The following is a 23,710-nucleotide window of genomic DNA, read 5'->3' on the forward strand; positions in this document are numbered from 1 at the left end:
TTTCATTCATCCTCAGACACTTGTTTTAGAAAATTTATATTATATTTTGGTAAATTATCATTTCGGGTTTTGGACCTCGATGAGGACTTCTGGGGTTTCGCGAGTTTTAATAGCTTGCGGGATAATTAGTGGTATTCGACCGGCTGCTCGGACCTTCATTCCTAATTCAGTTTTTATTGGGCCGTCCGGCTGCGCGTGAATGATGATTTTGGTCTTAGAATCTTTTTTAATAATAATTTTCTGGCAGCGTCTTTCGGACGTGTAAATATTCGATTGGCTGATGGTAGAACAAAATGGTTCCCTGTAATCTGAAACGATCAGTTTTGTTGAGTAATTTTCTAATTCATAATAATATCCGAAGTATGCTTGGAATGGAAATTCTAGATCAGTATTTCGGAATGGAAGTACAGCTGAATGTAATTCTACAAGTGATTCCCCTGGAGGAATTTCAATAGCGTACGGAGTATTTGCATAAAGTTCTCCAGAATGAATTTGCAAATAACGAGGAGTCGTCTCAAACTTCTCTTTTATTTCCTGTCCTCTGATGATGAACCATTGTATATAAATTGTTTCGATTTTTTTATTTTTTGAATTATCTAATGATATTTCCAAATTTCCTCGTTCTTGCTGAGATTCGTTTTGAGGAATTCGCTCCCTCCAAAGGGAGATTTTGGATGAACAGTTCATGTAGCTCATCATGAGCATAATGAATAATATAAACCTCATTATATTATTCTTAACGTATTGTTTCATTTCGGATTTTGGACCTCGATGAGGACTTCAGGGGTTTCGCGAGTTTTGACAATATAAGGTAAAGGAATTGGACGTGCGCCGCTTGTCGTTCTAATGTCTATAGAACTATTGATCGGAGCCGGTTTCTGGACTTTTATTATAATTCGCGTTTTAGTGTCTTTTTTAATGATGATTTGTTGGCATCTGTGAATCGTATTAGTTTGCAGCTGACAAACGGATTCTTTGTTGTTTAGATCAATTACAAGTCCAGAAGAATCATAATAAAATCCGAAATTCGCACCGAAATTAAATGTTAAATCATGCCTATTAAACAAATCCCATGTTGAAATGATCACACCGAAATATTCGCCCGGTGAGATTTTTATTTCATATGGAGAATTCACATAGAGCTCTCCTTCATGTCCCTGTAAAAAGAGAGGGTTGATATTGGTTTTTTTTACGAGATCCTGATCGTAAATAAGAAGCCCATGAATGTTAATCGTTTCAATTTTTTTATTCTCTTCATTATTTAACGAAATTTCAAGAACGCCCCTGTCTGGTATAGAATCTATTGGACGTAGGCGTTCTCTTAAGAGGGATAATTTGGAAGAACAGTTTGCGATTATGAGATAAATTAATAATAAACCAAACTTTTTCCAATTGGTTTTAATATAATTCCTCATTTTGGGTTTTGAACCTCGATGAGAACTTCGGGGGATTCTTGTATATTAATAACATGAGGAAGAGGTATCCGACGAGGTCCTGCCGCTTGAATGCCTAACTCAGATTTGACTGGGACTTCTTTTTGCACACGTATAATGATTTTAGATATCAGATTTTTCTTGATTATAATTTTGCTACATTGATTCAAAAATTTATCATCAAAAGAACATTTAGAGTTCATATAGTTTGATGCAATTGCTATTTTCGGTTCTTTTCTTATATCAAGATAATAACCAAAAAACACACTAAACGGAAATACTAGGTCATGGTTTTTTGCAGGGACATCTAAAGCTTCAAGACGCGCATAGTATTCGCCGGGCGGGAGATTTATTTGGTAAGGAATGTCTGCATATAGATCACCTTCATGAGTTTGAATGTTTGTCGCTTTATTTGCTGCAACTTCAATAATTTCGTTATTAAATAGAGCAAGATACCATATGTATATGGACTTTACTGTAGACCTTTCTATATTTTCTAACGAGACCTCAAGAGTTCCATAGTTCGATGGAGAATCCATTTTTGGAAGGCGATTGTATACGAGAGAAATTTTGGAGGAACAATCTATAACTCCCAAAAAACATATGATCAATGAGCCTATTAAAATTATATTATGTTTCGAATTAGATTTCATACTAACTTCCTAACTTTCTTTACAAACCGTAACAGAATCTATTTAATGCTGCGTTAAAGCCGGTTCCAGAATAAATTCCTGATCCAACAGCTCCCCAAGCATCCCCACTCACTGTAAAAAACCCGCTGGCCATAAATTCAGGCTCAGAGTTTCTTCGGTTCATAGATTCCTTCAAATTATAACCAGTGAAATCCCAGTTACTCCATTTGAAATTTACAAATCCGCCGAGAAGAGTAGTCGCGGTCCAATTTAATGCTGTTGTAGTGGCAAGTTCTCCGAATTGTCTGCCTAAAAAGCGTCCCGCTGTCAATGCTCCAGAAATTGTTGCATCTATTCCGTAGCCGAGTTTTCCTAACGACCCTTCAAAGTATTCGAAATTACTCGATTTGAATTCAGTGGTATTTGATATACCCTTAGGCATAAATTCCCAACCGAGTTTCTCTGCGGCTATCGGCCCTACCATGGATCCAATTCCTCCTCCCAATTGTGCCCCTCGAATTGCAGTAGATTCGTTCCAACGCCCACCGGTCCCGGTATATCCTCCTACAACATATCCTGCAGAAGAACCAATGGCATATCCGGCTGCAGAGACTCCAAGGTTGGCTGCAAATGAAACGATTCCTGAAACCCAACCAGATGACATACCAATTGAAGCGAGTCCATTTCCGAGCATTGATCCGCCCGTTACTGCTCCTTCAGCAGATATGGCTGCTGGAGTAGCAGCCCCCCAGGTCACAACAATCAGAGCCACTGCAACAATTGCCGCCACCACTGTATTGAAGATCTGCGTATCGCGCATTCTCCGGATCATCCTTTTCTCTTCTACTTTTTGGTAGAAGCCTGCAAGGATCTTAAGAACAGGATCATTTGATTGTTGCACATAGTATTGGAATGCAAGTTGTGCGCCCTTTGTGCTTCCGAAGATGGTGGCACATAGGTCGTTGAACGCGGCAACGATTGCGTTATGCCCTCCTGGATCTCGGAAAGAGATCGGGTTTCCGTTCACATACATGTAACGGTTGAGCCCCATGGTTTCAGGATTGAGTTGGCTATCCGCTTGCAGGAATCTTCCGGTATCCGGATCGTAATATCTCGATCCGGAGAAATATAATCCAGTTTCTCTGTCTTCTAATTGGCCGGAATATTTTCGAGCGGTAATATCTGGTCCTGAAGAGTTCGCTCTGTCTATCTCTCCATAAGGTTTGTATTTGATATTGCTCGTTCCGGGCATTTCTCCGCCGCTTGCAGAAAGTCCTGCTCCGTCAGTGAGCATGGTTAGACTTCCTAATTGGTCGGCATGATAGAAATACATTCCAGGAACAGGAGCGTTTGTAAATCCTCCCGGCGCAGTTGGGTTTGGTGAATTTACGCTTGGCACGTCAGCCGCAATTGCAGCAGCACCTGCCACCCAAGGAGCTGTTCCAGATCCTCCTGTAGGAATAATTCCGCAACCGCTTTGGATCAAGATTGCAGTCACTAAGATCGGAGCGAATGGTAATGCCCAAGAATTTCCTTCACGTCTGGATACTCCTTGGAATAACATAAGAGAAGTCCAACCCAGAATGACCAGGGCCAAACTTCCCATACATACTTTGGTCCAGATTTCAGGAGAGAATAATTGAGCAAGTGACTCTCCCATTCCGATCTTAAGTAGAGCCCCTCCGTCTTTCAAGAAAGGTAGAATTGCATATAACAGACTCGTATCAGGTTGGCTTGCGGCAACAAGTACTGCATCCGTCCGAGTCAGCTGAGAAACTGTTTCTCCTTTTGCTCCATGAATATAAAGAGTATGTTTGTCTGGTTGGCTTGGAATTCTTTGTAATTCGTATATTCCAAATACCGTATATATATCCACATTATCATTTTCACTTCTTTTCTTCACACGGGCGCCTGTGAAGTCTGTATACATCTTATAATTTTGGCCGCCGTAAGTTTGTACTTCTTTCAAAGTTCCATAAGCGTCGTAGATAAGAGTGTCTCCGTTTCTGGCCACCATGTTCCCATCTACATCATAAGAATAGTTCATAGTTCCAAGAGAAGGAGAAGAAACGGAAGTAACCGCACCGACATGGCTCGTATCGGAATAAGTTAATGTCTTATCTCCTTTCGCGGTCATGTTTCCGGAAGAATCATAGGTATAATTTTCAGTTCCGAAACTTCCGGTGGCGGTGACCAGTCTCTGATTTGCATCATACGTAAAATCTTGGGTCTCCGAAGGAAAGGCTAAGTTTTCAATTTTTGTAATATTCCCTATATCGTCGTATTTTACTTTAACGGATTGTCGAACTGTTCCGTTCTTTAATGTTGTTTTATATCCAGAAGTTCTGAGATGGACCGGGTCTACTGAGATTTCAGTGATTACTCCGTTTCCGGTTGTCCTTGTCACTACTAGGTTTCCGTCTGCACTGAATCCAGGGCCAACGTAAGAAACTACAGGGTGGTTTAAGCTACTCCAGTCTGGAACATCCATACTAACTTGGGATAAGTATCCTCCCAATTCGTATTTGTTCCGAACGATAGAACCATCAGGATAACGAGTAGAGATAGGTCTATGTAGGTTATCATATTCTCTTTCTAATACGAAAGTAAGGGAATCTACAGTCTTTGTTGTACGAATAATATCGCCTGATTCAGAATATTCGAATGCTGTACTTCCAGTAGGATCGATCACATTTGAAAGCCTGCCGACTCCGTTTGTTCCTTGGTCATATGAATAAGTAATATTTGTACCTGCACCTCCTGTAATCGTCAAAAGTCGATTTAGAGAATCGTAAGTGCGATCCACTATTTTTCCGGATGCGGTCCTAACTCTAGTAACATTTCCTAAAGTATCATATTCATAATTCGTTGTTCCGGAGTTTTGATCTGAAAACGTTCTACGTCTTCCGGACGGATAGAAGGTGAGATTGGACTGATGTCCTGCAGGATCGGTGATACGATTTTGTCTACCAGCGGAATCGTATCCATAGCTTGTTAAAAGCCCATTCGAATTTTTGGAAAGGATTCTCTTACTTGAATCTGTGATTACTGTTGCAGTGGAAACTTGCACTCCTGCTGAGGAGAACATTGTATTTGTCGTGGTCAGATTTCCATTACTTGAATCCGGAACTGCATTAATCTCGGAATAAGTTCCATCTGGATTTGTAATTTTGATTAGGTTCCCGTTTGCATCATAAGTGTAGTTTGAATAGATCGGACTAGTCAATCCTTGCAAGTAAGGAGATGATTTTCTTTTTACTGCGCCATAAACATCGTATTCGGTCAGACTTGCTAGAATTTTTCCTTGGGCCAAAGTGGTTTCTTCTCGGATCACTCTTCCCATAGAATCGAAGTATTGTTTTGTCTGGACCTCTCCGTTTACGCTGTCTTTTACTATTCGAGTCAGAGTTGGGTTTAATCCTCCTGTGCCTTCGTATAGATATCTTTCTGTCCAGTCTTCGGATTCTCCTGGTTGGATAATCTGGATCATTCTTCCGAAATCGTCATATTCTCTAACCACAGACTGCCCATTCGGATTCTTTTCTTCCATAAGAAGACCTTTTGGAATATCATATACATATTCGGTCACATGAAGAAGAGGGTTTGTGGCCTTGGTTAAATAACTATTCGAAGCAGAATCGTATTCGTAAATCGTACTTCGATTTAATCCGTCTCTGGTTTCTATTACGTTTCCATAATTATCATAGAAATAAGCTGCATAGGTCGCTTCCGTTGTTCCCGGAAATGTCTGAATTGAACTTATGTTTTTATTATCCACATAGGTCAAGGCCCTGTCTTCTACCTTAACTCCGTTCACCCTTTTGGTGAAAACGATCTCCATTCCTAAATTCCATAGAAGGTTATCGTTTAAGTATTGGATATCCTCTACAAGAGTGTAACCAGGTAAAGTTGTGGTTCTCTGTCTCACATTTCCGTATGGATCGTAAATGATAGTCCCTGTTATCGAAAAATGAGGGCTTCCATTTGCATATACTGTGGAGATTGAATCTGTACATCTCCCAAAATATGTGGCGAAGAAAGATAGATTAGAATTACAAGTATAAGTTGTATCTCTAACTGTTTGCCCTCTAGAAGATTCTACAGTTCTGGAAACAAGCCCGTCTGTATAATAGTCGACTCCTTGGAAATAGTAGTCTTCTTTTCCGTTGATAATTATATTTCCGAGTTTGTTTACCTGTTTTACGCTAGCGTATCCCAGATCTCTTCTTACATCTCTAGTCCCATTATAAAACTTATGTTGGTTATAGGTAAATTCAGTACTGGATTGAGTTGTATCCGGGAATGTTTGTTGTACCTTAGTAGTTACATACTTGGATACTGGAAACGCGATGGATGGAAATGTAGAGCTGAGAGCTTTTGTCTCAGGAAGCTTTGCCTCCCAGTTATAACTAATATCTACTCTAGTTCCCTTTGAAGTTGAAATAGAAGATAAAGTCCCGGCAGGTGATGCTATCGGAGTATTTGTAAATGTAATATTACCGTCTCCAACAAATGGAACATTACTTCTTATCCTTGTGAAGTTCGCAGGATATTCTAAAAGAGCTATTGAAGATTCAATAGAGATAAGATCTACTCTTGAATCTCCATTCAAATCTGAAACCTGATTTAAGAAAGAAGATGAGATTGGATTTGTATCGCCATACTGTGCAAGAGAAAGTCCTCCAGTACCATTTGGTTTAGAATAAGAAACACGAATATTAGAACCGTCACACCAGATTGTATCGTTTCTACCATCTCCATTATAATCCCCGAAGAAAATTCCCATTCTCCAAGAATCATATGCGGACTGACTTAATGCTGGCCAATCTGCTGCATTTGGATCTTGGGAAGCATATGCCTTTAGTTTTGGCCAGTCAAGATCGTAGGTAACAGGGTCTGTTGGTCCTGTGGAATATTTGATCCTTAAAGAAAGATCTGCAATAGACCCATCGTCAGCAAATACATGCACCCAAAGTGTATCTTTGACTCCGTCTTTATCAATATCTATTTTAATTGAAGCTGCATCGTATTCTCCTGCTCCTTGTATTGGAACTGGGTTCCCATTTTCATCGGTGGGTGGATCTGGATTATCAAGGGAAAGCTTAAGATCGATATCGTAATTAGATGCATTGTCATGGAATAAAATTTCTAATTTACCGCCTGTGAGATAGAGAACATCTTGAGGACCGGCATCTCTGCGCAAATCCAAACCGTATGGATTTGCAACAACTGCAGATTTATATTTATTCGTATCTTCTTTATATCTTAAATCGTAAAGAGAGAATCCCTGAGGGCTGATGAAGTTTTTGCTATCAAAATAATAAACTTTTAATGAGCCTTTTTTCGTGGTATTAATATCGCCTACCGGTAGGACTACTGCTAAATCCTGAAGCCCATCCGAGTTTAGGTCGGAGAAATAAAAATTATCAAATTTTCCTTCGGTTCCTAATGTTAGACTTCCGTTATATAAAACTGTTTGGTTCTCGCCGAATAGTGTATATACCATTCGTCTGGTTGTATTGTTATCGATTCGGTCATAAGTAATAAAATCAGGGATTCCATTTCCATCCAAATCCACAAACATTTGGTTGGTCACTCCGTAATCCGTAATCCCATTGATTGCTCTTCCTCCATCGAATCCAGTTCCAGTCGAGTAATACACATAGGCTTTTGAATCAAGGGGGTTGTACTGGACAAAATCAGTACGACCATCTCCATTTAGATCCGCAAGATGGTTATAAGTCCTTCTGTCAGGAGACAGGAATTTAATGATCGCTCCTCCTCCATCAGGTTTCGGATTTGTAGAAGTTACATTTGTATCCTGGAGAGAAAAACCGTTCCCAGTGGATAAATACACTTGGACCTTTGCACCGTAATCGCCGATGAATACGATATCAGCTCTACCATTGCCATCTACATCGGCCGGGAAAGCTTGGGTTCCATCAGTAAAACGGAAAGCATTCGTTTTTAGAGTACTCCATTCGTCGGTATCTAATCTAGTGATTCCAGCGTTATCGATCTTTCCGAAACTAACCCAAATTTTTGCAGTTCGGTACTCTAGCATAGGATCGTCAATTTGAATGCCGCCGATTCCTATATAAGGTCTCTCAAAATCTTCCGTTACGATTCTTATGTAATCTAAAACTTTATCCCCATTTACATCTCCGAAAAATCCTATGTTCGAAGAAATTCCATCCGCACAATCATTCCCTGATTGTATAAATCCAAGAGCACACATAACTGCAGCAGGTAGATTTGCTCCAAACATAGTTGAGGCACATACGGTATATAATCCGTAACAAGAAGTTATATCAGAATATTTTAATTTTGCATTGATTCGAGCTGTACCTGACCTTTGGACGACTGCAGGAGTTTGGGAAAGATCAAGAGTCCCAAGATTATAGGTTAAGGTAAGTGGCGCGAATGTATCTCTTTCGATACTAGTTAGGATCCTGCGATTATTAGCATCTGTTCCATAACTAAAATCCCAAGAATCTGTTTCCGATCCTTGGAATCTTACTATAATTTCATCTAAAAGTCTAGTCTGAGCTACGCTTGATCCTCCGATCCAGGAACGTACCCAGTCTGCGCGAGAGGCCCATACAAATTCTATTTCAGAAGCTCCTCCATTATACCGAATGTATTGAGGATAGAGTACTCCGTCCGTTTGGGATTGGGGATGATATAAAATTTCGATTGTATTTCCATTCTTGTCTACGATCCGGTTTAAGCCCCAGATATTTGCTTGGTTCGAGGCATTTACAACTCTAGAATTATAAGCGGAACTTCCATTAAGCTCCCCGTAATAACTCGTAGTACCGTTTCCTTCTTTTACGGACCAGGAACATACGTCACCACATCCAGTTGCCGGTGTATACTTTCTAAAGGTTTCCCTTTTTGCATGATAGCCTCCTCCTTGAGCAACGGTTAAGGACTCTAGTTCTCCGTCTTCTGTTGAGATAAAATGATCCGCAGTAGTGTAGGTAAAGGATCCAAATGTAGAATCTCTTTTGATCTGTCCAAATCCACCCAGACTCCAGCCCATTCCCAAAAAACCATTCCCCATTTGAGAATCATAAGAGAGTGAAATGGAAGGTACAAATTTCGCAGGTCCAGGTGGAACTGGAATCCCGATAGAGCTGACCGCTCGTCCATCCGGAGCCACCTTGATTTCAGGCAATGGAAATGGGACCCCGGATTCTTGAGGCGCGCTCCAAAAGGCGCCTAACGCAAATAAGCATAAGATGATCAATCCAAACCTGGATTTACGATTCCAGCTCAAAGGGGAAAATTTTCCTAGTTTGGAAAGAGTAGGAATAGATTTAGGCATAGCTATCGCAGGAAAGGCTCTCATTTTGTACCTCAATTCAATTTTTAAGCGAATAAATTGTGATTTTAAATCAATGATCTTCTATCAGAAGACCAAAGGTGCCGCCATTGCCAGGCGGGCGATAAATAATAAAGCAGCGATATTTACCAACCTCCATACTGGCATAGTAACCATCTCCATTGAATCCAGAGAAAGGCATGGCAGCGTTTTCGAAGAATTGGCGTTTGAATAAAAGTTCGTAAGTAGTTACGGGTCTAGATTGGTATGCCACATAAACTTCGATAGGTGCAGCATAGGATTGGATGGTAAGGCTGTATCCTCCACCAATTTGGTTCGGAATTTCATTTCCTTTTACGATGAAGAAATAATAAGTACCAGGGATAGGATCATCTACTCTTGTCTCAACATTTGGGACAAGTGTGGGGGTACTATCTGGATTACTGCATCCAGTAGCGGGAACAGAAGGATAGGAAGCAGCCACTAGGCTAGGAAGGACGACTCCCATAAATTTAGGATCGATCGGGGGATCTTCTTTTTCTCCAGGGCATGCGATAAAGAAGAAGGAGAATGTCGTAAGTATCAAAATTAGCTTTTTCATTTTTAACCTTTCTTTTATATATAAATTCAATTTTCTATGAGGAGGCCGAACATACCTCCGTTTCCTGGAGGCCGATAGATAATAAAGCAGCGATAATAGCCGATCGGCATACTTGCAAATTGGCTATTATCATTAAAGCCAGAGTAAGGCATGGCAGCGTTTTCAAAGAATTGGCGTTTGAATATAAGTTCGTAAGTAGTCACTGGTCTTGAGAGATATGCCACATAAACTTGTATCGGAGCTGCATAGGTTTGGATGGTAAGGCTGTATCCTCCACCAATTTGGTTCGGAATTTCATTTCCTTTTACGATGAAGAAATAATAAGTACCAGGGATAGGATCATCTACTCTTGTCTCCACATTTGGGACTAATGTAGGAGTATTGTCTGGATCACTGCATCCAGTGGCAGGAACAGATGGATAGGAAGCTGCCATAAGACTTGGAAAAATCAGTCCAAGATATTTCGGGTCCTCTTTATCTCCAGGACATGCGATGAAGAAAAAAGAGAATGTAGGCAGTATTAAGATCAGTTTTTTCATTTTTAAATTAGCTTTATCTTATGCTTATATTCGACTAACGTAGTGGTAAAGACAAAAAAAAGTCAAAAATATTTAAATAAGTCATTGAAAAGTTAGAAAAAATTTTTTTCCAATTATTCCGGAATATTCATTCATTATTATGAGAATTGCGTCGAAAGTATCCCATTCGAGATATATTAGAATCTTCTAAATCTATTTTTCTGTATCGATTGCAACAATGAAAGAGTAGTAAATCGGAATGATCTTTTGTTGGTGAGTTAGTTTTCGGACTTAAACCCGCAAGGGATGCGGAAGGCGCGAAGCGTCCTGAAAGGACGAGGGCGGCTGCCCGAGCCTGTAGCAGCCCGGTCCTTGCAAAGCAAGGATGCGGCCATCAAATTTGGAATCTTACAAAACTTTCCCTTCCAGAAAGATCTTTTTTCAAAACTGCATCTGAATATCCGAGGGAGAGTCCGGTTTCTTTTAACCATCCGGAATATCTGGGATGTGTTTCTAAATAGAGTCTTCCGTTTGGTTTTAGTTTTGTTTTTGCCTCGGTTAAAATTCTTGTGTGGAATCCTTGGAAATCAGCGACGAATAACGCGAGATGCGGTTCGTATTCTACAACGTCAGGCATGATTGTAGACTTATCTGCTTCAGGGATATAAGGTGGATTGGAAACTATTAGATCAAATTTGGTTTCGTTTGGAATAGGGGAGAGTAGATCTCCGTGATAGAGTTCGTAACTTCTTTCAGTATTTAAGATTTCTTGAATATTCTTTTTATTGATCTCTAAGGCGGATTCGGATGCGTCCGTGAACGATACCTTCCATTCTTTTCTGGCCTTGGCCAGGCTGATCCCTATACAACCGCTTCCGGAACAAAGGTCCAAGACTTCTAGATCGTTTTCTTTATTAGGATGTTCTTCTAATACCCAAGCGACTAATTCTTCTGTCTCCGGTCTTGGAATAAGGACTGATTCGTTTACATGGAATTCAGAATCGAAAAAAGCCTTTTTTCCCATGATATAAGCTGTAGGCCTGAATTTGGATCTTTGGACGATCCTTTCTCTATATTCGTCTTTTTCGGATAGAGAAAGTGGTCTTTCAAAATCTATATAGAGTTTGACCCTTTGAATTTTGAGTAAGTCTGCGAGTAATAACTCTGCGTCCAATCTTGCGGAAGGTATATTTTTCTTTTTAAGAAATTCTTCCGATTTCTTGAGTAGGTTCAGAACGTTGTCTTGGGAATCTGCCATGATTTGATGGTGGCCCCGAGAGGATTCGAACCTCCGACCAAAAGTTTAGGAAACTTCTGCTCTGTCCACCTGAGCTACGGGACCTTTATCGTTAGAGCGCTTGTATTCGATTAAGAAGGTTTGCGCTTCTGGGAGACTATTCTCTGGAAGTCGTTAATATTGTGAATTACGATTTTATCGGAGTATATCTCGATTTTACCGCTTTTAGCGAATTGATTCACAACTTTCTGGACTTCGCCCACAGGTTGAGCGCACCAATCTGCTACGTCTTCTACAGTAACATTGAGCACGACTTCTTTGAATTCAGTGTGTGTATGCATTTTTTCATACAACATTAAGAATACGTCGGCTACTTTTCCGATGATATCATCCAGTAATAGGATAAGCAATCTTCGTTTTGCATCGTAAATTCTGACGGAGAATATTGTGAGGATCTTGAGCGCCAGAGTAGGGTTCTTGGTCATCAATAGTTCGAAGTTTGCTCTATTGAAGTTAAGAACTTTTACTTCTGAGATTGCGATTGCTGTCGCGCTTCTGGGTTGTTCTTCTAAGATCGCCATCTCTCCGAAGATATCTCCTTGTTCTAAGATATCTAAGGTCTTGATAGAATTCCCAACAGTTTTAGTGATCTTTACTTTTCCAGCTTGGATCAGAAAGAAATCGTTTCCTGGTTCGTTTTCACAGAATATGATCTGGTTTGGTTCGAAAGTTTTTCCGAACTTTGAGAACATCGACTCGAGCATTAAATCCATTTAGGCGCTGAGCTCCTTGGCTTTTTGGCGAGCCTTCTGGGAGAGACTGTCTCTTTCCGGAGGAAGTAAAGCTACCTTACCGAATAACATTCCTGCTCTCTGACGATCTCCTTGTTGTTCCGCGATCTCTGCCAAATGAAATAAAGACTCTTTAACTGATTCTCCAGAAGGATGCTTTTTAATATAAGCCGAGAAGGTATTGCTTGCTGTATCCAAATTGTTCAGCTTTAGGAAGCAGACTCCCATTTGGAAAAGTGCATTGTCTACGAGCTTCTTCTCGCTATCGTATTTGAAATCAGTGCGAACCATCAGGTCTTTGAAGATTGCTGCTGCTTCTTCAAATTTTCCTACGTTCAAGAACGTATGAGCGCGGTTATAGAGAGAAGTAATCGTATTATCGGTGCCGGCTCCAAGATTCGTTTTCTCTGCAGCAGGTTTCATAATATTCTGCAGATTTTCCTGGGACATGGGAGCTCTTGTAGAAGCAGCGTCGTAAACTAGTGGAGGCATATTGATAGGGTAGGGTGTTCCCTTTCTTGCTAGGTCTTGGAGCTCGGTAGCTCTTCCCGCATAAGGCCCGCTAGGATAATGTTCTAGGTATTTTCCGAATCCATAAGCAGCATGTTCGAAGTTATTGTTTTTATAAAATACTTCGGCTACGTTCATGAGCTCGAATGCTGGGTTTCGAGCTTCTGCCTGACCCAAGATTTCTCTCAATTTTTTGTGAACCAGTCGCAATTGGCTGGAGAATACCTTCATCATTTTTAAGATTAGATGAGTTTTCTCTGCTACGAATGTTTCGAAATCTGAAAGTTTGAAAACTAGGACGGTAGCTCCGCCAACAACTTGGGCGGTTTCTTCCCTAGGATACTTTCCAAGTGCGGATTTGACTCCGAAAAATTCTCCCAGTCGTACGTCTTCTTTTACTTCGTAACCAGAATCGATTGCGGTGTACGTGAGAACGACTCGACCTTGTCTGAGGACATAGATATCCTCCGATCGATCTTTCTCGAAGTAAATAATAGAACCGCCTTTATAAGTTCGGATTATGGGCCCAGCCAAGACCGTTACCTTCCACTCTAAATCTCACCCGACAGGAAAAAATGCCAAATCCTTTTTGTAACCAAGGGCCCGGGTGACCGATTCTAGCAACCCTAGGGGGTCTCCTGCAAGGTATTTATCGGTTCCGGCGATCTTAATTTCGCGCCCTGTCACACCAGTTTCGTCAAAAAAATCTTTCAAAGAAAGGTCGCCGTAGGAAGGTTTCCCATCCTTCACTACCAAACGTACGGACTTAAGATCCGCTGAACAAAGTGTTTGGTATGCGTCTTCTTTTTCGGAAGAAAGAACTAAAAGATCCGCTTTTTTTCCGATTTCCAATTTGCCCAGATCGTTATCTACCCGAAGAGCCTTTGCGGGATTTTCAGTGACCATCTTAAAAACAATTTTAGGATCCAATTCTTTTCCATATTCTTTGGCAAAAAATTCTCTGGCCACTTTGATCTCTTGGAAAATATTTAAGGACCCGGACATTGGAGAATCCGTGCCCAAGCTCACGTTGATCCCTGCTTCCAGGATTTCCTGGATAGGAGCAGTTTTTCCAAACATAAATAAATTGGATTCAGGACACCAAACCAAGTTTGCCTTCGTTTTTGAAACCGTTTTGATATCTTCTGAACCGAAAGCGATCCCATGAACGAGTACTGTGTTTTCTCCCAAACAACCGAGAGAGTTTAATTCTCTCAGCGCATTTTTGGATTCTTCGTCGAATCCTTCGGAGATATGGGTTACGAAAGGAAGATTTCCTTCTTTTGCTCTCGCGTATTCTATCTGAGGCCCATCTCCCCAACCAAGAGAATAAGAACAGATACTATGAGAGAGAGTAAAACGTTCCAGGATACGAACTGGAGATTTGTCCAAAAACGGTTTTTGGACAAAGTGGGGAATATGATCCAAAACGGAAGTCACTCCGCTGATCAAATTTTTATAAGAACCTAATAGATAGAGTTGTTCAGGCTCAAGTTGTTGTCTCTCCGCATATACTACGGAAGACTTGAGATCGTTATCCCAAGGAAGCCAATTCAAATAGGGGCGGTTTGTTCCAACCTTAGGAAGATAAGTCCCAAGAAGATGGTCATGAGCGTTGATTAGGCCTGGATAAACGAAATTCCCTCTTAGATTGATACGGATAGGTAAAATATCTTTCGGGATCCCGGAGGATATAGAAGAGATTCTTCCATCCTTGATCCGGATAGTTGCATTCTCCATTACTCCTTCAGGAGTTACGGCTTTAGAATTTACAATTTCCCATTCCATTTAAGTGCAAATACCTAATATACTTAATAGCCGAGATCAGTATTTCAAGAGTGGGATCGGATCCACAGCTTTGGTACCTTGGTTGATCTGGAAATAAAGTCCCTTTCCTTCTTCCAATTCGCCTAAGGAATCTCCCGCTTTTACCGTCTCACCTTCTTTGACGGAAACGGATCTGAGATTTGCATATACGCTGGAATATCCACCTTTATGCTCTAAAATAATATATTTCCGATAACCATCCATTTGGTCCAGTACAACTACTTTACCTGACCGGATTGGATGTACGTCTTTATGTCTGCTTGCTTTGAACAAAACTCCCTTGTTCGGATAATAAGATAGATTAGAATAAGGAAGTGAAACAGGAGGAAGTACTTTCAGAGGCGAATGGAATTTAGGACTTACTGAAGGAGGTGTATCTTCCGGCAGATTTTTTTCGATCCTGGAAGAAGAGGATAGGTTTTGAGGGATTTTCAATCTTTCTCCTGCTTTCAAACCTTCGTTTTCATTTTTACCGTTCCACTCTAGGAGGATTCTCCAATCCAATTTGTATTTTTGAGAAATTGAAAATGCTGTTTCCTTCGGCCGGACAGTATGTATCTTTAATGGAGTTCCTGCGGAATTAATGCGAGACGGAAGAGAAATGAGCAACATTGCGAAACATATCAGACGAATGAAATGGAGCTCCCGCATACTCTAAAATATCGGCAAATTTTGCTCCCCACCAAAAAGAAAAGGGAGCCGGATTGGCTCCCTTTTTTCCAAAAAGAGAATGTTCTGGAAGATCAATCTTCTTCTTTGGAGTTTGGTTTGTACTTTTTCATCAATTCTTCTGCTACGTTTCTTGGAACAGGAGCGTAACGAGAGAATTCCATGGAGAACTCCGCCTTTCCTTGGGTGGAAGAACGGATCACAGTAGAATATCCGAACATGTCAGAAAGAGGAACTTCTGCTTCCACTTTGCAATATCCGTCTTGCTCAGTGGTGTTTAGGATCATTCCTCGTCTTTGGTTCAGGGAAGCAAGGATTGGACCTTGGAATTCCGCAGGACCGTCAACTTCTACTCTCATGATAGGCTCAAGGATCTGAGGATTTGCTTTGCTGAAACCTTGGCGGAATGCATAGCGTCCTGCGATCTGGAATGCCATATCGGAAGAGTCCACGTCGTGGTAAGATCCATCGTTGATGGTCAGTTTTACCCCGATGATAGGGAATCCGATCATACTTCCACGATCCAAACAGCTCTTGAATCCTTTATCTACAGAAGAGATAAATTCACGAGGGATTGCTCCACCCACTACACTGTTTACGAATTCGTAATTCTTATCTTCTTCCAATGGGATCGGCTCGATAAATCCAGCGACACGACCGAACTGACCTTGACCACCCGTTTGTTTTTTGTGGGTATAGTCGAAGTCTGCGCGGCTTGTGATAGTTTCACGATACGCAACCTGAGGAGCACCAGTGATCAGCTCCACTCCGTATTCCCTTTTCATCCTTTCGATATAAACTTCGAGGTGAAGTTCTCCCATCCCTTTGATGATGGTTTGTCCGGATTCTTGGTCTACGTGAGTTTGGAACGTAGGGTCTTCCTTGGTAAAGCGGTTAAGAGCTTTTGCAAGGTTGTTTAAGTGTTTAGATTCTTTAGCTTCGATTGTAAGAGAGATTACCGGAGCAGGAACGAACATGGATTCCATGGAAACGTTCATTTTTCCGTCGGTAAAAGTATCCCCGGAAGCACAATCGATACCGAATAATGCGATGATATCACCAGCTTCTGCGTAGTCGATATCTTCCATCTCATCCGAGTGCATACGACATAGACGACCAACGTTATGTTTCTTGTTGTTCGACATATTGTAGATGGTCATACCTTTTTGGATCTTTCCTTGGTAGACACGCACATAGGTCAACTGGCCATAACGTCCGTCCTCGAGTTTGAATGCGAGGCAAACGAGAGGTTTGTCTTTATCAGAAGGTAATACTACTTTTTCGGATTCGTTTTTAACGTCCAAAGCAGAGTTAACAACATCTACTGGAGAAGCTAGGTAATCTAAAACTCCATCCAGAAGTTTTTGAACTCCTTTATTCTTGAAAGCAGAACCCATGAAAACTGGGGTAAGTTTTAAGGAGATCGCTCCGTTACGGATCGCAGTTTTGATCTGCTCTACTGTAGGCTCTCCTTCCAGCATAGCTTCAGTCAATTCGTCTGAGAACATAGAAGCTGCATCTAAGAGCTCTTCTCTCTTCTTATTAGCAAGCTCTTGTAGTTCTGCAGGAATTTCCTTCTCAGTGATTTCCATTCCGTCTTTTCCTTCGAAATAAACGGCTTTCATCGTAACTAAGTCTACGATTCCTACTAAGTCTCCTTCGAGACCAATTGGAATTTGAACTGGAACAGCGTTATGCTTTAATTTCTCACGTAATTGGTCGATCACGCGGAAAGGGTTCGCTCCTGTACGGTCTAGCTTATTTATAAAAGCTACACGGGGAACATTATAACGGCGCATCTGTCTGTCCACAGTGATGGACTGAGATTGAACTCCGGAAACTCCGCAAAGAACTAAGATAGCGGAATCCAGTACCCGTAAGGAACGCTCTACCTCAACGGTAAAGTCCACGTGGCCCGGAGTATCGATAATATTGATAGTATAGTCTTTCCACTGGCAGTAGGTAGCTGCGGATTGGATGGTAATCCCTCTCTCGCGTTCCAATTCCATACTGTCCATTTTCGCACCGACGCCATCTTTACCACGAACTTCGTGGATCGCATGGATACGGTTAGTATAGAATAGAATCCTCTCGGTCAGAGTGGTTTTCCCTGAATCGATATGGGCGGAAATACCGATGTTCCTAGTTTTTAGGAGTTTTTCGGTGGGTTTGAAGTCCGCAACTGCAGTGCTCATTAGAGTCCTCTTTAAAAGTTCACACGGAAAATCCAATTACACCCCTTTAAAAGAGTAGAATAGAAACTTTACGCGGATACTAATCTGACTGGGTTCCCTAGGTAAAGGAACCCTAATTCTTACCAATTTTCGGAAAGGGCCGCGTTTGTAAAGATTGTTTCCAAGAATAGATGGTCTATCCTCGCCTGTACAACCTGTTCTTAGATAAAATATAGATTACAGTTTTATTCTGATCTCGGAATCGATTCAGGTTTGATCCCGAGATTAGGAAATTCATTGCCCGGGTTTGCCAGGGTCAAAATAGTTTCTAGAAGGGCAGTTTTTCCCTTCTGCATGAGCCCATACAAATTCCTAAAACGAAATGTAAACCGAATTGCCCGGGCGTTTTTGTTACTATCGGTAGCAAGGATACTTTGCCTAGCGTTTGCAGGAGCGATCTTGGTTGGGTCCTTTATGATCTATGCTTCGGAAGAAGGTCGGACCTCCTACGCAGATTCATTCTACCTTGCAGCCTCTGCGATCTGCGTTACCGGATTAACTACTGTTACCATCAGTGAGTTAGCATTCTCCACCCAAGTCATTATCATGTTCTTATTCCAGATCGGTGGATTGGGAATCATTACATTTACAGTTCTTGTAGGGATCTTAGTGGTTCGAGGTCTTTCCAGAAGTACTCGAATTGCTGCATTTGTATTCGAGGCAATAGACTCTCACGAATCTGCGGATGGAAAGAGTAAGAATGCTCCTTATGTTCGAAGGATTTTATTATCAATTTTGAATATATCCGTTTCGATAGAATTGTTGGGTGCATTTTTGTTATATTGGGCAATGCCTGAGGATCTAAGTGGGTTGCCCGGAGATCCAAACAGGGTTTTCTTAAGTTTATTCACTTCTGTTTCTGCATTCAATAACGCGGGATTTTCGATAGTAGATGATCTTTCATTCTTATCAAGAGAACCACTTTCTCTTTTGGTCGTAGAAAGTTTAGTAGTTATGGGCGGTATAGGCTTTCCGGTCATTTTATTCTTTGAAAAAACATTACTAGAAGCTTTTAGAAATGTAATGCATAGAGTAGAAGTTGTCATGGAAACTTATCTCATGTCTCGTGCATTAGAAGAAGGTAAAGAACCTTCTTGGATCTATCTGATTCTGATCCGTATGTCTTTCTGGGCGGAGGAAAGACTTGCTCTCTATAGAATGGCGCTGAAGGGAGAGGCAAATAGGATCCAGATGAAACTTCTACTTTATGGAACTTTAATATTGGTCCATGTGGGAGGGATCGGGTTCCTTTTGTCCGAATGGGATAATCCCGAGACGATCGGGAAGTTCAATTTCGTAGATAAACTATTTAACTCCTTCTTTCTTTCCGTTTCCTCTAGGACTGCTGGATTCAATACATTCGATCTTTCTGAAATGAGGAGCCCAACCTACGTTCTTCTTTGTTCTTTGATGTTCGTCGGAGGTGGTCCTCAAGGGGCCGCGGGCGGTATCAAGATCACAACCTTTGTAATTCTATTAATGTATCTTAGAAATGTGATCAGTCCTCAGGCAAGAGTGACTATCATGGGAGAAGAAGTTTCTAAAAACTCAATCGCGATCTCTACTCGGATCTATTTTTTAGCCACGATCTCCATTGTATTCTTTATGTTGGTGATCACGATTGCAAATGGGCATAGACATGGAATAGAAGAAATATTTTTCGAAGTCATGTCAGCATTCGGAACTGTTGGATTAACAAAAGGATTAACTCCTTATATAACAGGAGTAGAAAAGTTCTTATATCCTTGTATTATGTATGTGGGAAGAGTAGGGGTATTCACTCTTCTGATCGCATTTACAGGTCATTCCGGATTAGGGACCTTGGGAGCCCAAGACGACGGAGTCAAGATCCAAGTAGGATAATTTCTGCTTTTAAGAAAGTTGGTGAGCTTCCGCTAGCTTGAAATAATAGATATAACGATCCATCTTTAGATCATGAACTACTGAAATGAGTTCAAAGCCTATTGCTCCTAATGGATCGAATGCATCTTGTGTCAAAGGGTCTTTACTTTCCACGATCTTATATGTTATTTTCCTATTCATAATGGAAATTTGATAAGCTAACAATGAGTATTCGTAAAGCTTAAAATAAAAAAGTGAAGATGTCGATTTTAGTCCTTTCTGACTAGTTTCTTGTTTTTGTCTCTCGGGAATCCTTCGCCCAAATCCTGAGAAATCTCCCCCCATTTTAGATCCAAAATTCCCTTGCAAGTCTTCTATTTCAGATCAATCTGGCCCCTAAAGCGAACTAGTGCCTGGAGAGAGAATGTTATTTTCCTATATAAAACTTTTAAGACCCCACCAATGGATAAAAAATATCATCCTATTTGCTGGGATCATATTCGGGAAAAAATTAGGAGATCTGGAATCGGTAGAACGAGCCATTTACGCGTTTTTTCTATTTTCGCTCACAGCAAGTTGCCAATACGTTCTAAACGATTTTCTAGATAGAAAAGAAGACGCACTTCATCCTGAAAAAAAGCATAGGCCTTTAGCTTCCGGGGCAATCTCTCCTACTATAGCACTTTTGCTTACAGCAATTTTACTTTCCATAACTTTAGTTCTATCCTTTAAACTTCAAGCTGAGTTCTTCTATTGGGTTGCTGGTTATCTAATCTTCAATATAGTTTATAGCCGCTTCTTAAAACATATGGTCATCTTAGACGTGATGAGCATTTCTTTCGGGTTCGTAGTGAGAGCGATCGCAGGTTCTATCGTAGTTGGAGTGAGTTTTTCTTCTTGGTTACTTCTGTGTACATTCATGTTGGCTCTTTATTGGGGATTTGGAAAAAGAAGAGGAGAACTTATCATCTTGGAAGAAGGAGCTAAAGGCCATAGAAAGATCCTAGAAGAATATTCTGTTAACTTTTTGGATTTGATGATGGGAATTGTTGCAACAATGACTTTAGTTACCTACGTTATGTATGTTACTAGTCCTCATACTATCGAAAATCTAGGCACTGATAAAATGGTGTATACGATCCCGATCGTAGTTTATGCGATTTTTAGATCTTTGTACATAATCTATATCAAGAACATGGGCCATAATCCTACTCGGGCGATTTTAACGGATTGGGGTGTCCTTGTGGCGGGATTTCTATGGCTTTTGCTCGTCGTTTGGATAATGTATTCAGGTTCCGGACAAAGTCTTCCTTTTCAGTTATAGTCTAGGTCTAACTAAGGCATGAACAAAAATGTAAAAGCAGGATTTCAGTATGGAGGAGCATTGGCCCTTCTGCTCTCTGCGACTTTTTTTCTCGCCTGGTTTAGAGCCTTGGATACAGAACCTGTAGTGAGTTTGGATGGAAAAGAATTCAGAACTCCTTTAGGAGAAAAAGCGAATATAAAAGGTAAAACCACAGTAGTATATTTTTGGGCGACCTGGTGCGGGGTTTGTAATACAAATCTTCCTCTCGTCAAGTGGTATGCATCCACGCTAAAAGACGAAAATCATTTTGCATTCATCAGTGTTGAAGAAGGAGAAAATTCCTCCGCTCTCAAGGACTATATAGAAAAACAAGCTGTGGATTTTCCTGTGATCGTAGGAAATCCAATGTTACTTAGAGACTGGGGCATCAGGGGTTATCCTAGTTTTTATATTCTGGATGGAGAAGGAAAGGTAAGATTCGCAGAATCCGGAATTATGAGCCCTCTAGGCATGTTCCTGAGGTTAATCTGGGCAAGAATTTTCTGGTCCTGATCGTCCTAAATATTGTTACTCTTTTTTCTCGTTTTTGAATTTCACACCTCCAATTTCCGATAATCAATCCAATGGACTCGTACAAACCGAAACCACTCTTAAACAAGTCGGAACTTAAGCAGATAAAACGTTCCAGGACTCGGGTTCATGGCCAAAAAGTAATCACGGACGACGTTAAGAAGTTAAAATCACTTAGTGTTACTCCTGACTTACCCGAAGAAGAATTAGCAAATTATTATAAAGAACCTATTTGGATCGAATATTATATCCCGAGAGAATCCAGATTTGCCTACGAAATCAAATATCTTTACGTTTATCTTGTAAATTCAGAAGCAAGACCTTCGCCGATGGATTCTGTCCTAAGAGAAGCTCTGAAGAATGATCAGTTTGTGGATCTTGTTGAAGTGGCAAGGCTTCATCCTGAAAAAGAAAAGCTCATCAGAACTTCTTATACGAATTCTTGGCCATTCTTCGAATCCATTTCTAGTGGATTCAAACAATACCAACAAACTAAAGATCCTTATTACTTAAGAGTTCCTCTATATCATACTGAAAATCTAATGAAAAGGGAACCTTCTCTCTCTACCCTTGAATTCACAGGAAATTTTTTTATTCATAATCTGAATTGGTTGATCCGCAGAATGAATAAGGGCGGAAAAGAATTTTCTTTAGAAGATGAAACAATCTCAGTTCTGATCAAAAGAAGGAATGAATACTGGGAGAAAAAAAATCTACCAGCAGACGAAGACTTCGATTTATTTGCCGCACTATTCTATGAGCAGGCATTCCCTAATAGAGGTTTGGAAGAAATAGAAGCAGCTGAACTTCTGGACGAAGACGCATATCTTTAATCACTTTCGAAAGTGCTTCCGTTAAATTTGTATACTGTCTCAGTTTTAACTCCTGAGGGTCCTTCTCCTTCCGGAGGTGAAATTCGATCTATATTGATTGTTAGATCGCCTTCGTAAAAATAAATATGATCTCCATCGCTTGTAAATATTTCTTCTAAGGTATTACCGACTTTAGAAAAAGCAAAGACAGTATCATATTCACCACAACCGAATCCGTTACAGCTGCTATAACCGCTAAGATATCTTAGGATTGTAACAAAATAGGTTTTGTTCTTATGTTTAAAATTGCTAACCTTTACGCTTTCCACATCAATATCGTTTCCCCCATTTTGATCGATCTTTTCGATGATTTTTTTCTTTATTGGGTCCTGAGGGTAAATCGATATATAAAGTGAAGAGTATCTTTTAGCTGTCTTTACTAAATTTGATGAAAGATAGCCATTTGCAATAACAGTAATCTTGACATCATCCTCGAATCCTGGTCTGCTTGCATCGGCTTTATATACTTTGAAATAAACTTTACCATCTGATCGGACCAATCTTCCAGTAATTGGAAGAAATTCTCCGGAACGAATCTCAGGTGATTCACTCTGGGCTTTCAATTTCCCGTTTTTAAAATCGTACAATTTATCTGGAGTTTCTGAAATGTATACCCAACCTTCTTCTCTCATTTCCATGTCTTTTTGAGCTAAAAGAATATTTGGATCTTCTCCCCTCATGAGATAAGGAGTAAAAACAAAACCTATTTTACCGTCGTTGGACTTTACTTTTGCCCAAGTTCCGGAGTTCCCATCGATTAAAACTTTATTCTGGCTTTCTGCTAAGATCTCTAAAGTTTCTCTAGCTTTTAGTTTTCCTAAAACTTTTCCTTCGCTGCCGGGATAGTCTCTCAATAGTAATTGTGTAGCTGTAACGATTCCAAATTTTTCTCGGATCGCCGGTAGAAAGATCTGTATCCCGTATTTAGAACTTTTACTTTCCTCTTGGATAAATCCAGATTTATCTTTTTGTCTGATCTTTAGCCAAGGAGTTCCGTTTGTAGAATCAATGTCCTTAATATTAGTGACAAGTACGTCGTAAGAACTTGTCTTATCGATGGAAAATACGACCTCACTTTTTACGGAAGGGTTACTAAATACCTTTAGGTCATTGCGAGACACATGTCCGAAGCCTTTTGGGACCGTAGCACAGAACGATGAAAGAAAAAATAGAAGAATATTATACTGCTTGTGTTTCAAAAATTTCGTTCTCCATAATATGAAAGATCAATAAATGTTTAAAAATGTCGACAGGGAAAATTTTTAAGAGATAATTTTTATACAGATGATGTATTTGAATTTTCATATATCTTTCGGGGTTCGATAGACTCGGAAGAGAAAA

General features: G+C 40.4%; 18 protein-coding genes and 1 tRNA gene. 4 read left to right on the forward strand and 15 right to left on the reverse strand.

The genetic code is table 11. The features are described 5' to 3' along the window. Positions 1-57: 57 nt before the first annotated feature. The 13 genes from B1C82_RS13345 to fusA form a co-directional block, all read right to left on the reverse strand. Positions 58-753 carry a hypothetical protein gene (locus B1C82_RS13345; RefSeq protein ID WP_157894131.1) on the reverse strand — a complete coding sequence of 232 codons (696 nt, stop codon included), beginning with the start codon at positions 751-753 and terminating at the stop codon, positions 58-60. After that, complete coding sequence (locus tag B1C82_RS13350) at positions 750-1,415, reverse strand: hypothetical protein (RefSeq protein WP_086448027.1); 666 nt, start codon at positions 1,413-1,415, stop codon at positions 750-752. Before B1C82_RS13350 ends, B1C82_RS13345 begins: the two co-directional genes overlap by 4 nt. Then, the gene (locus B1C82_RS13355; protein ID WP_086448028.1) at positions 1,412-2,086 is read right to left on the reverse strand and encodes a hypothetical protein; all 675 of its coding nucleotides are present in this window, start codon (positions 2,084-2,086) and stop codon (positions 1,412-1,414) included. The genes B1C82_RS13350 and B1C82_RS13355 overlap by 4 nt, the downstream gene beginning before the upstream one ends. A gap of 19 nt (positions 2,087-2,105) precedes the next feature. Beyond that, a complete protein-coding gene (locus tag B1C82_RS13360) occupies positions 2,106-9,419 on the reverse strand; it encodes an RHS repeat-associated core domain-containing protein (protein WP_086448029.1) in 7,314 nt (2,437 codons plus the stop codon). Positions 9,420-9,465: 46 nt separating this feature from the next. Continuing rightward, positions 9,466-9,993 carry a hypothetical protein gene (locus B1C82_RS13365; protein ID WP_157894132.1) on the reverse strand — a complete coding sequence of 176 codons (528 nt, stop codon included), beginning with the start codon at positions 9,991-9,993 and terminating at the stop codon, positions 9,466-9,468. Positions 9,994-10,019: 26 nt separating this feature from the next. Continuing rightward, positions 10,020-10,532 (reverse strand): hypothetical protein, encoded by a 513-nt coding sequence (locus B1C82_RS13370; protein ID WP_086448031.1) that lies wholly within the window; start codon positions 10,530-10,532, stop codon positions 10,020-10,022. Positions 10,533-10,905: 373 nt separating this feature from the next. Then, positions 10,906-11,769, reverse strand: coding sequence for a peptide chain release factor N(5)-glutamine methyltransferase (gene prmC, locus B1C82_RS13375; RefSeq protein ID WP_086448032.1), 864 nt, complete (start codon positions 11,767-11,769; stop codon positions 10,906-10,908). Between the two features lie 7 nt (positions 11,770-11,776). Next, positions 11,777-11,853 (reverse strand) — tRNA-Arg (locus B1C82_RS13380). 26 nt (positions 11,854-11,879) lie between these two features. Further along, positions 11,880-12,521, reverse strand: coding sequence for a Crp/Fnr family transcriptional regulator (locus B1C82_RS13385; RefSeq protein WP_008594423.1), 642 nt, complete (start codon positions 12,519-12,521; stop codon positions 11,880-11,882). Then, positions 12,522-13,583, reverse strand: coding sequence for a tetratricopeptide repeat protein (locus B1C82_RS13390; protein ID WP_008595801.1), 1,062 nt, complete (start codon positions 13,581-13,583; stop codon positions 12,522-12,524). A 24-nt stretch (positions 13,584-13,607) separates the two neighbouring features. Beyond that, the gene (locus B1C82_RS13395) at positions 13,608-14,837 is read right to left on the reverse strand and encodes an amidohydrolase family protein (protein WP_086448033.1); all 1,230 of its coding nucleotides are present in this window, start codon (positions 14,835-14,837) and stop codon (positions 13,608-13,610) included. A 36-nt stretch (positions 14,838-14,873) separates the two neighbouring features. Further along, positions 14,874-15,527, reverse strand: coding sequence for an LIC_10271 family cell wall hydrolase (locus B1C82_RS13400; protein WP_411550322.1), 654 nt, complete (start codon positions 15,525-15,527; stop codon positions 14,874-14,876). Positions 15,528-15,619: 92 nt separating this feature from the next. Beyond that, entirely contained in the window at positions 15,620-17,740 is a 2,121-nt protein-coding gene (fusA, locus tag B1C82_RS13405; protein WP_086448035.1) for an elongation factor G, read from the reverse strand. A gap of 333 nt (positions 17,741-18,073) precedes the next feature. Between fusA and B1C82_RS13410 the strand changes: the two genes are divergently transcribed. After that, positions 18,074-19,642: a TrkH family potassium uptake protein gene (locus tag B1C82_RS13410; protein WP_086448036.1), complete on the forward strand. Its 1,569-nt coding sequence runs from the start codon at positions 18,074-18,076 to the stop codon at positions 19,640-19,642. A 9-nt stretch (positions 19,643-19,651) separates the two neighbouring features. Here the strand turns inward: B1C82_RS13410 and B1C82_RS20580 are convergent, their stop codons facing one another. Further along, positions 19,652-19,822 (reverse strand): hypothetical protein, encoded by a 171-nt coding sequence (locus B1C82_RS20580; RefSeq protein ID WP_157894134.1) that lies wholly within the window; start codon positions 19,820-19,822, stop codon positions 19,652-19,654. Positions 19,823-20,045: 223 nt separating this feature from the next. Between B1C82_RS20580 and B1C82_RS13420 the strand changes: the two genes are divergently transcribed. The 3 genes from B1C82_RS13420 to B1C82_RS13430 all read left to right on the forward strand — a co-directional run bounded on the left by B1C82_RS13420 (position 20,046) and on the right by B1C82_RS13430 (position 22,330). Continuing rightward, positions 20,046-20,945 (forward strand): decaprenyl-phosphate phosphoribosyltransferase, encoded by a 900-nt coding sequence (locus B1C82_RS13420; RefSeq protein WP_086448038.1) that lies wholly within the window; start codon positions 20,046-20,048, stop codon positions 20,943-20,945. An 18-nt stretch (positions 20,946-20,963) separates the two neighbouring features. After that, the gene (locus B1C82_RS13425; RefSeq protein WP_086448039.1) at positions 20,964-21,479 is read left to right on the forward strand and encodes a TlpA family protein disulfide reductase; all 516 of its coding nucleotides are present in this window, start codon (positions 20,964-20,966) and stop codon (positions 21,477-21,479) included. Positions 21,480-21,550: 71 nt separating this feature from the next. Then, positions 21,551-22,330 (forward strand): hypothetical protein, encoded by a 780-nt coding sequence (locus B1C82_RS13430; RefSeq protein WP_086448040.1) that lies wholly within the window; start codon positions 21,551-21,553, stop codon positions 22,328-22,330. Here the strand turns inward: B1C82_RS13430 and B1C82_RS13435 are convergent. Beyond that, positions 22,327-23,568 (reverse strand): SH3 domain-containing protein, encoded by a 1,242-nt coding sequence (locus tag B1C82_RS13435; protein WP_157894135.1) that lies wholly within the window; start codon positions 23,566-23,568, stop codon positions 22,327-22,329. The two genes, B1C82_RS13430 and B1C82_RS13435, sit on opposite strands and share 4 nt — an antisense overlap. Positions 23,569-23,710: the final 142 nt, after the last annotated feature.

The organism is Leptospira venezuelensis (assembly GCF_002150035.1).
Taxonomy (GTDB): Bacteria; Spirochaetota; Leptospiria; order Leptospirales; family Leptospiraceae; genus Leptospira_B; species Leptospira_B venezuelensis.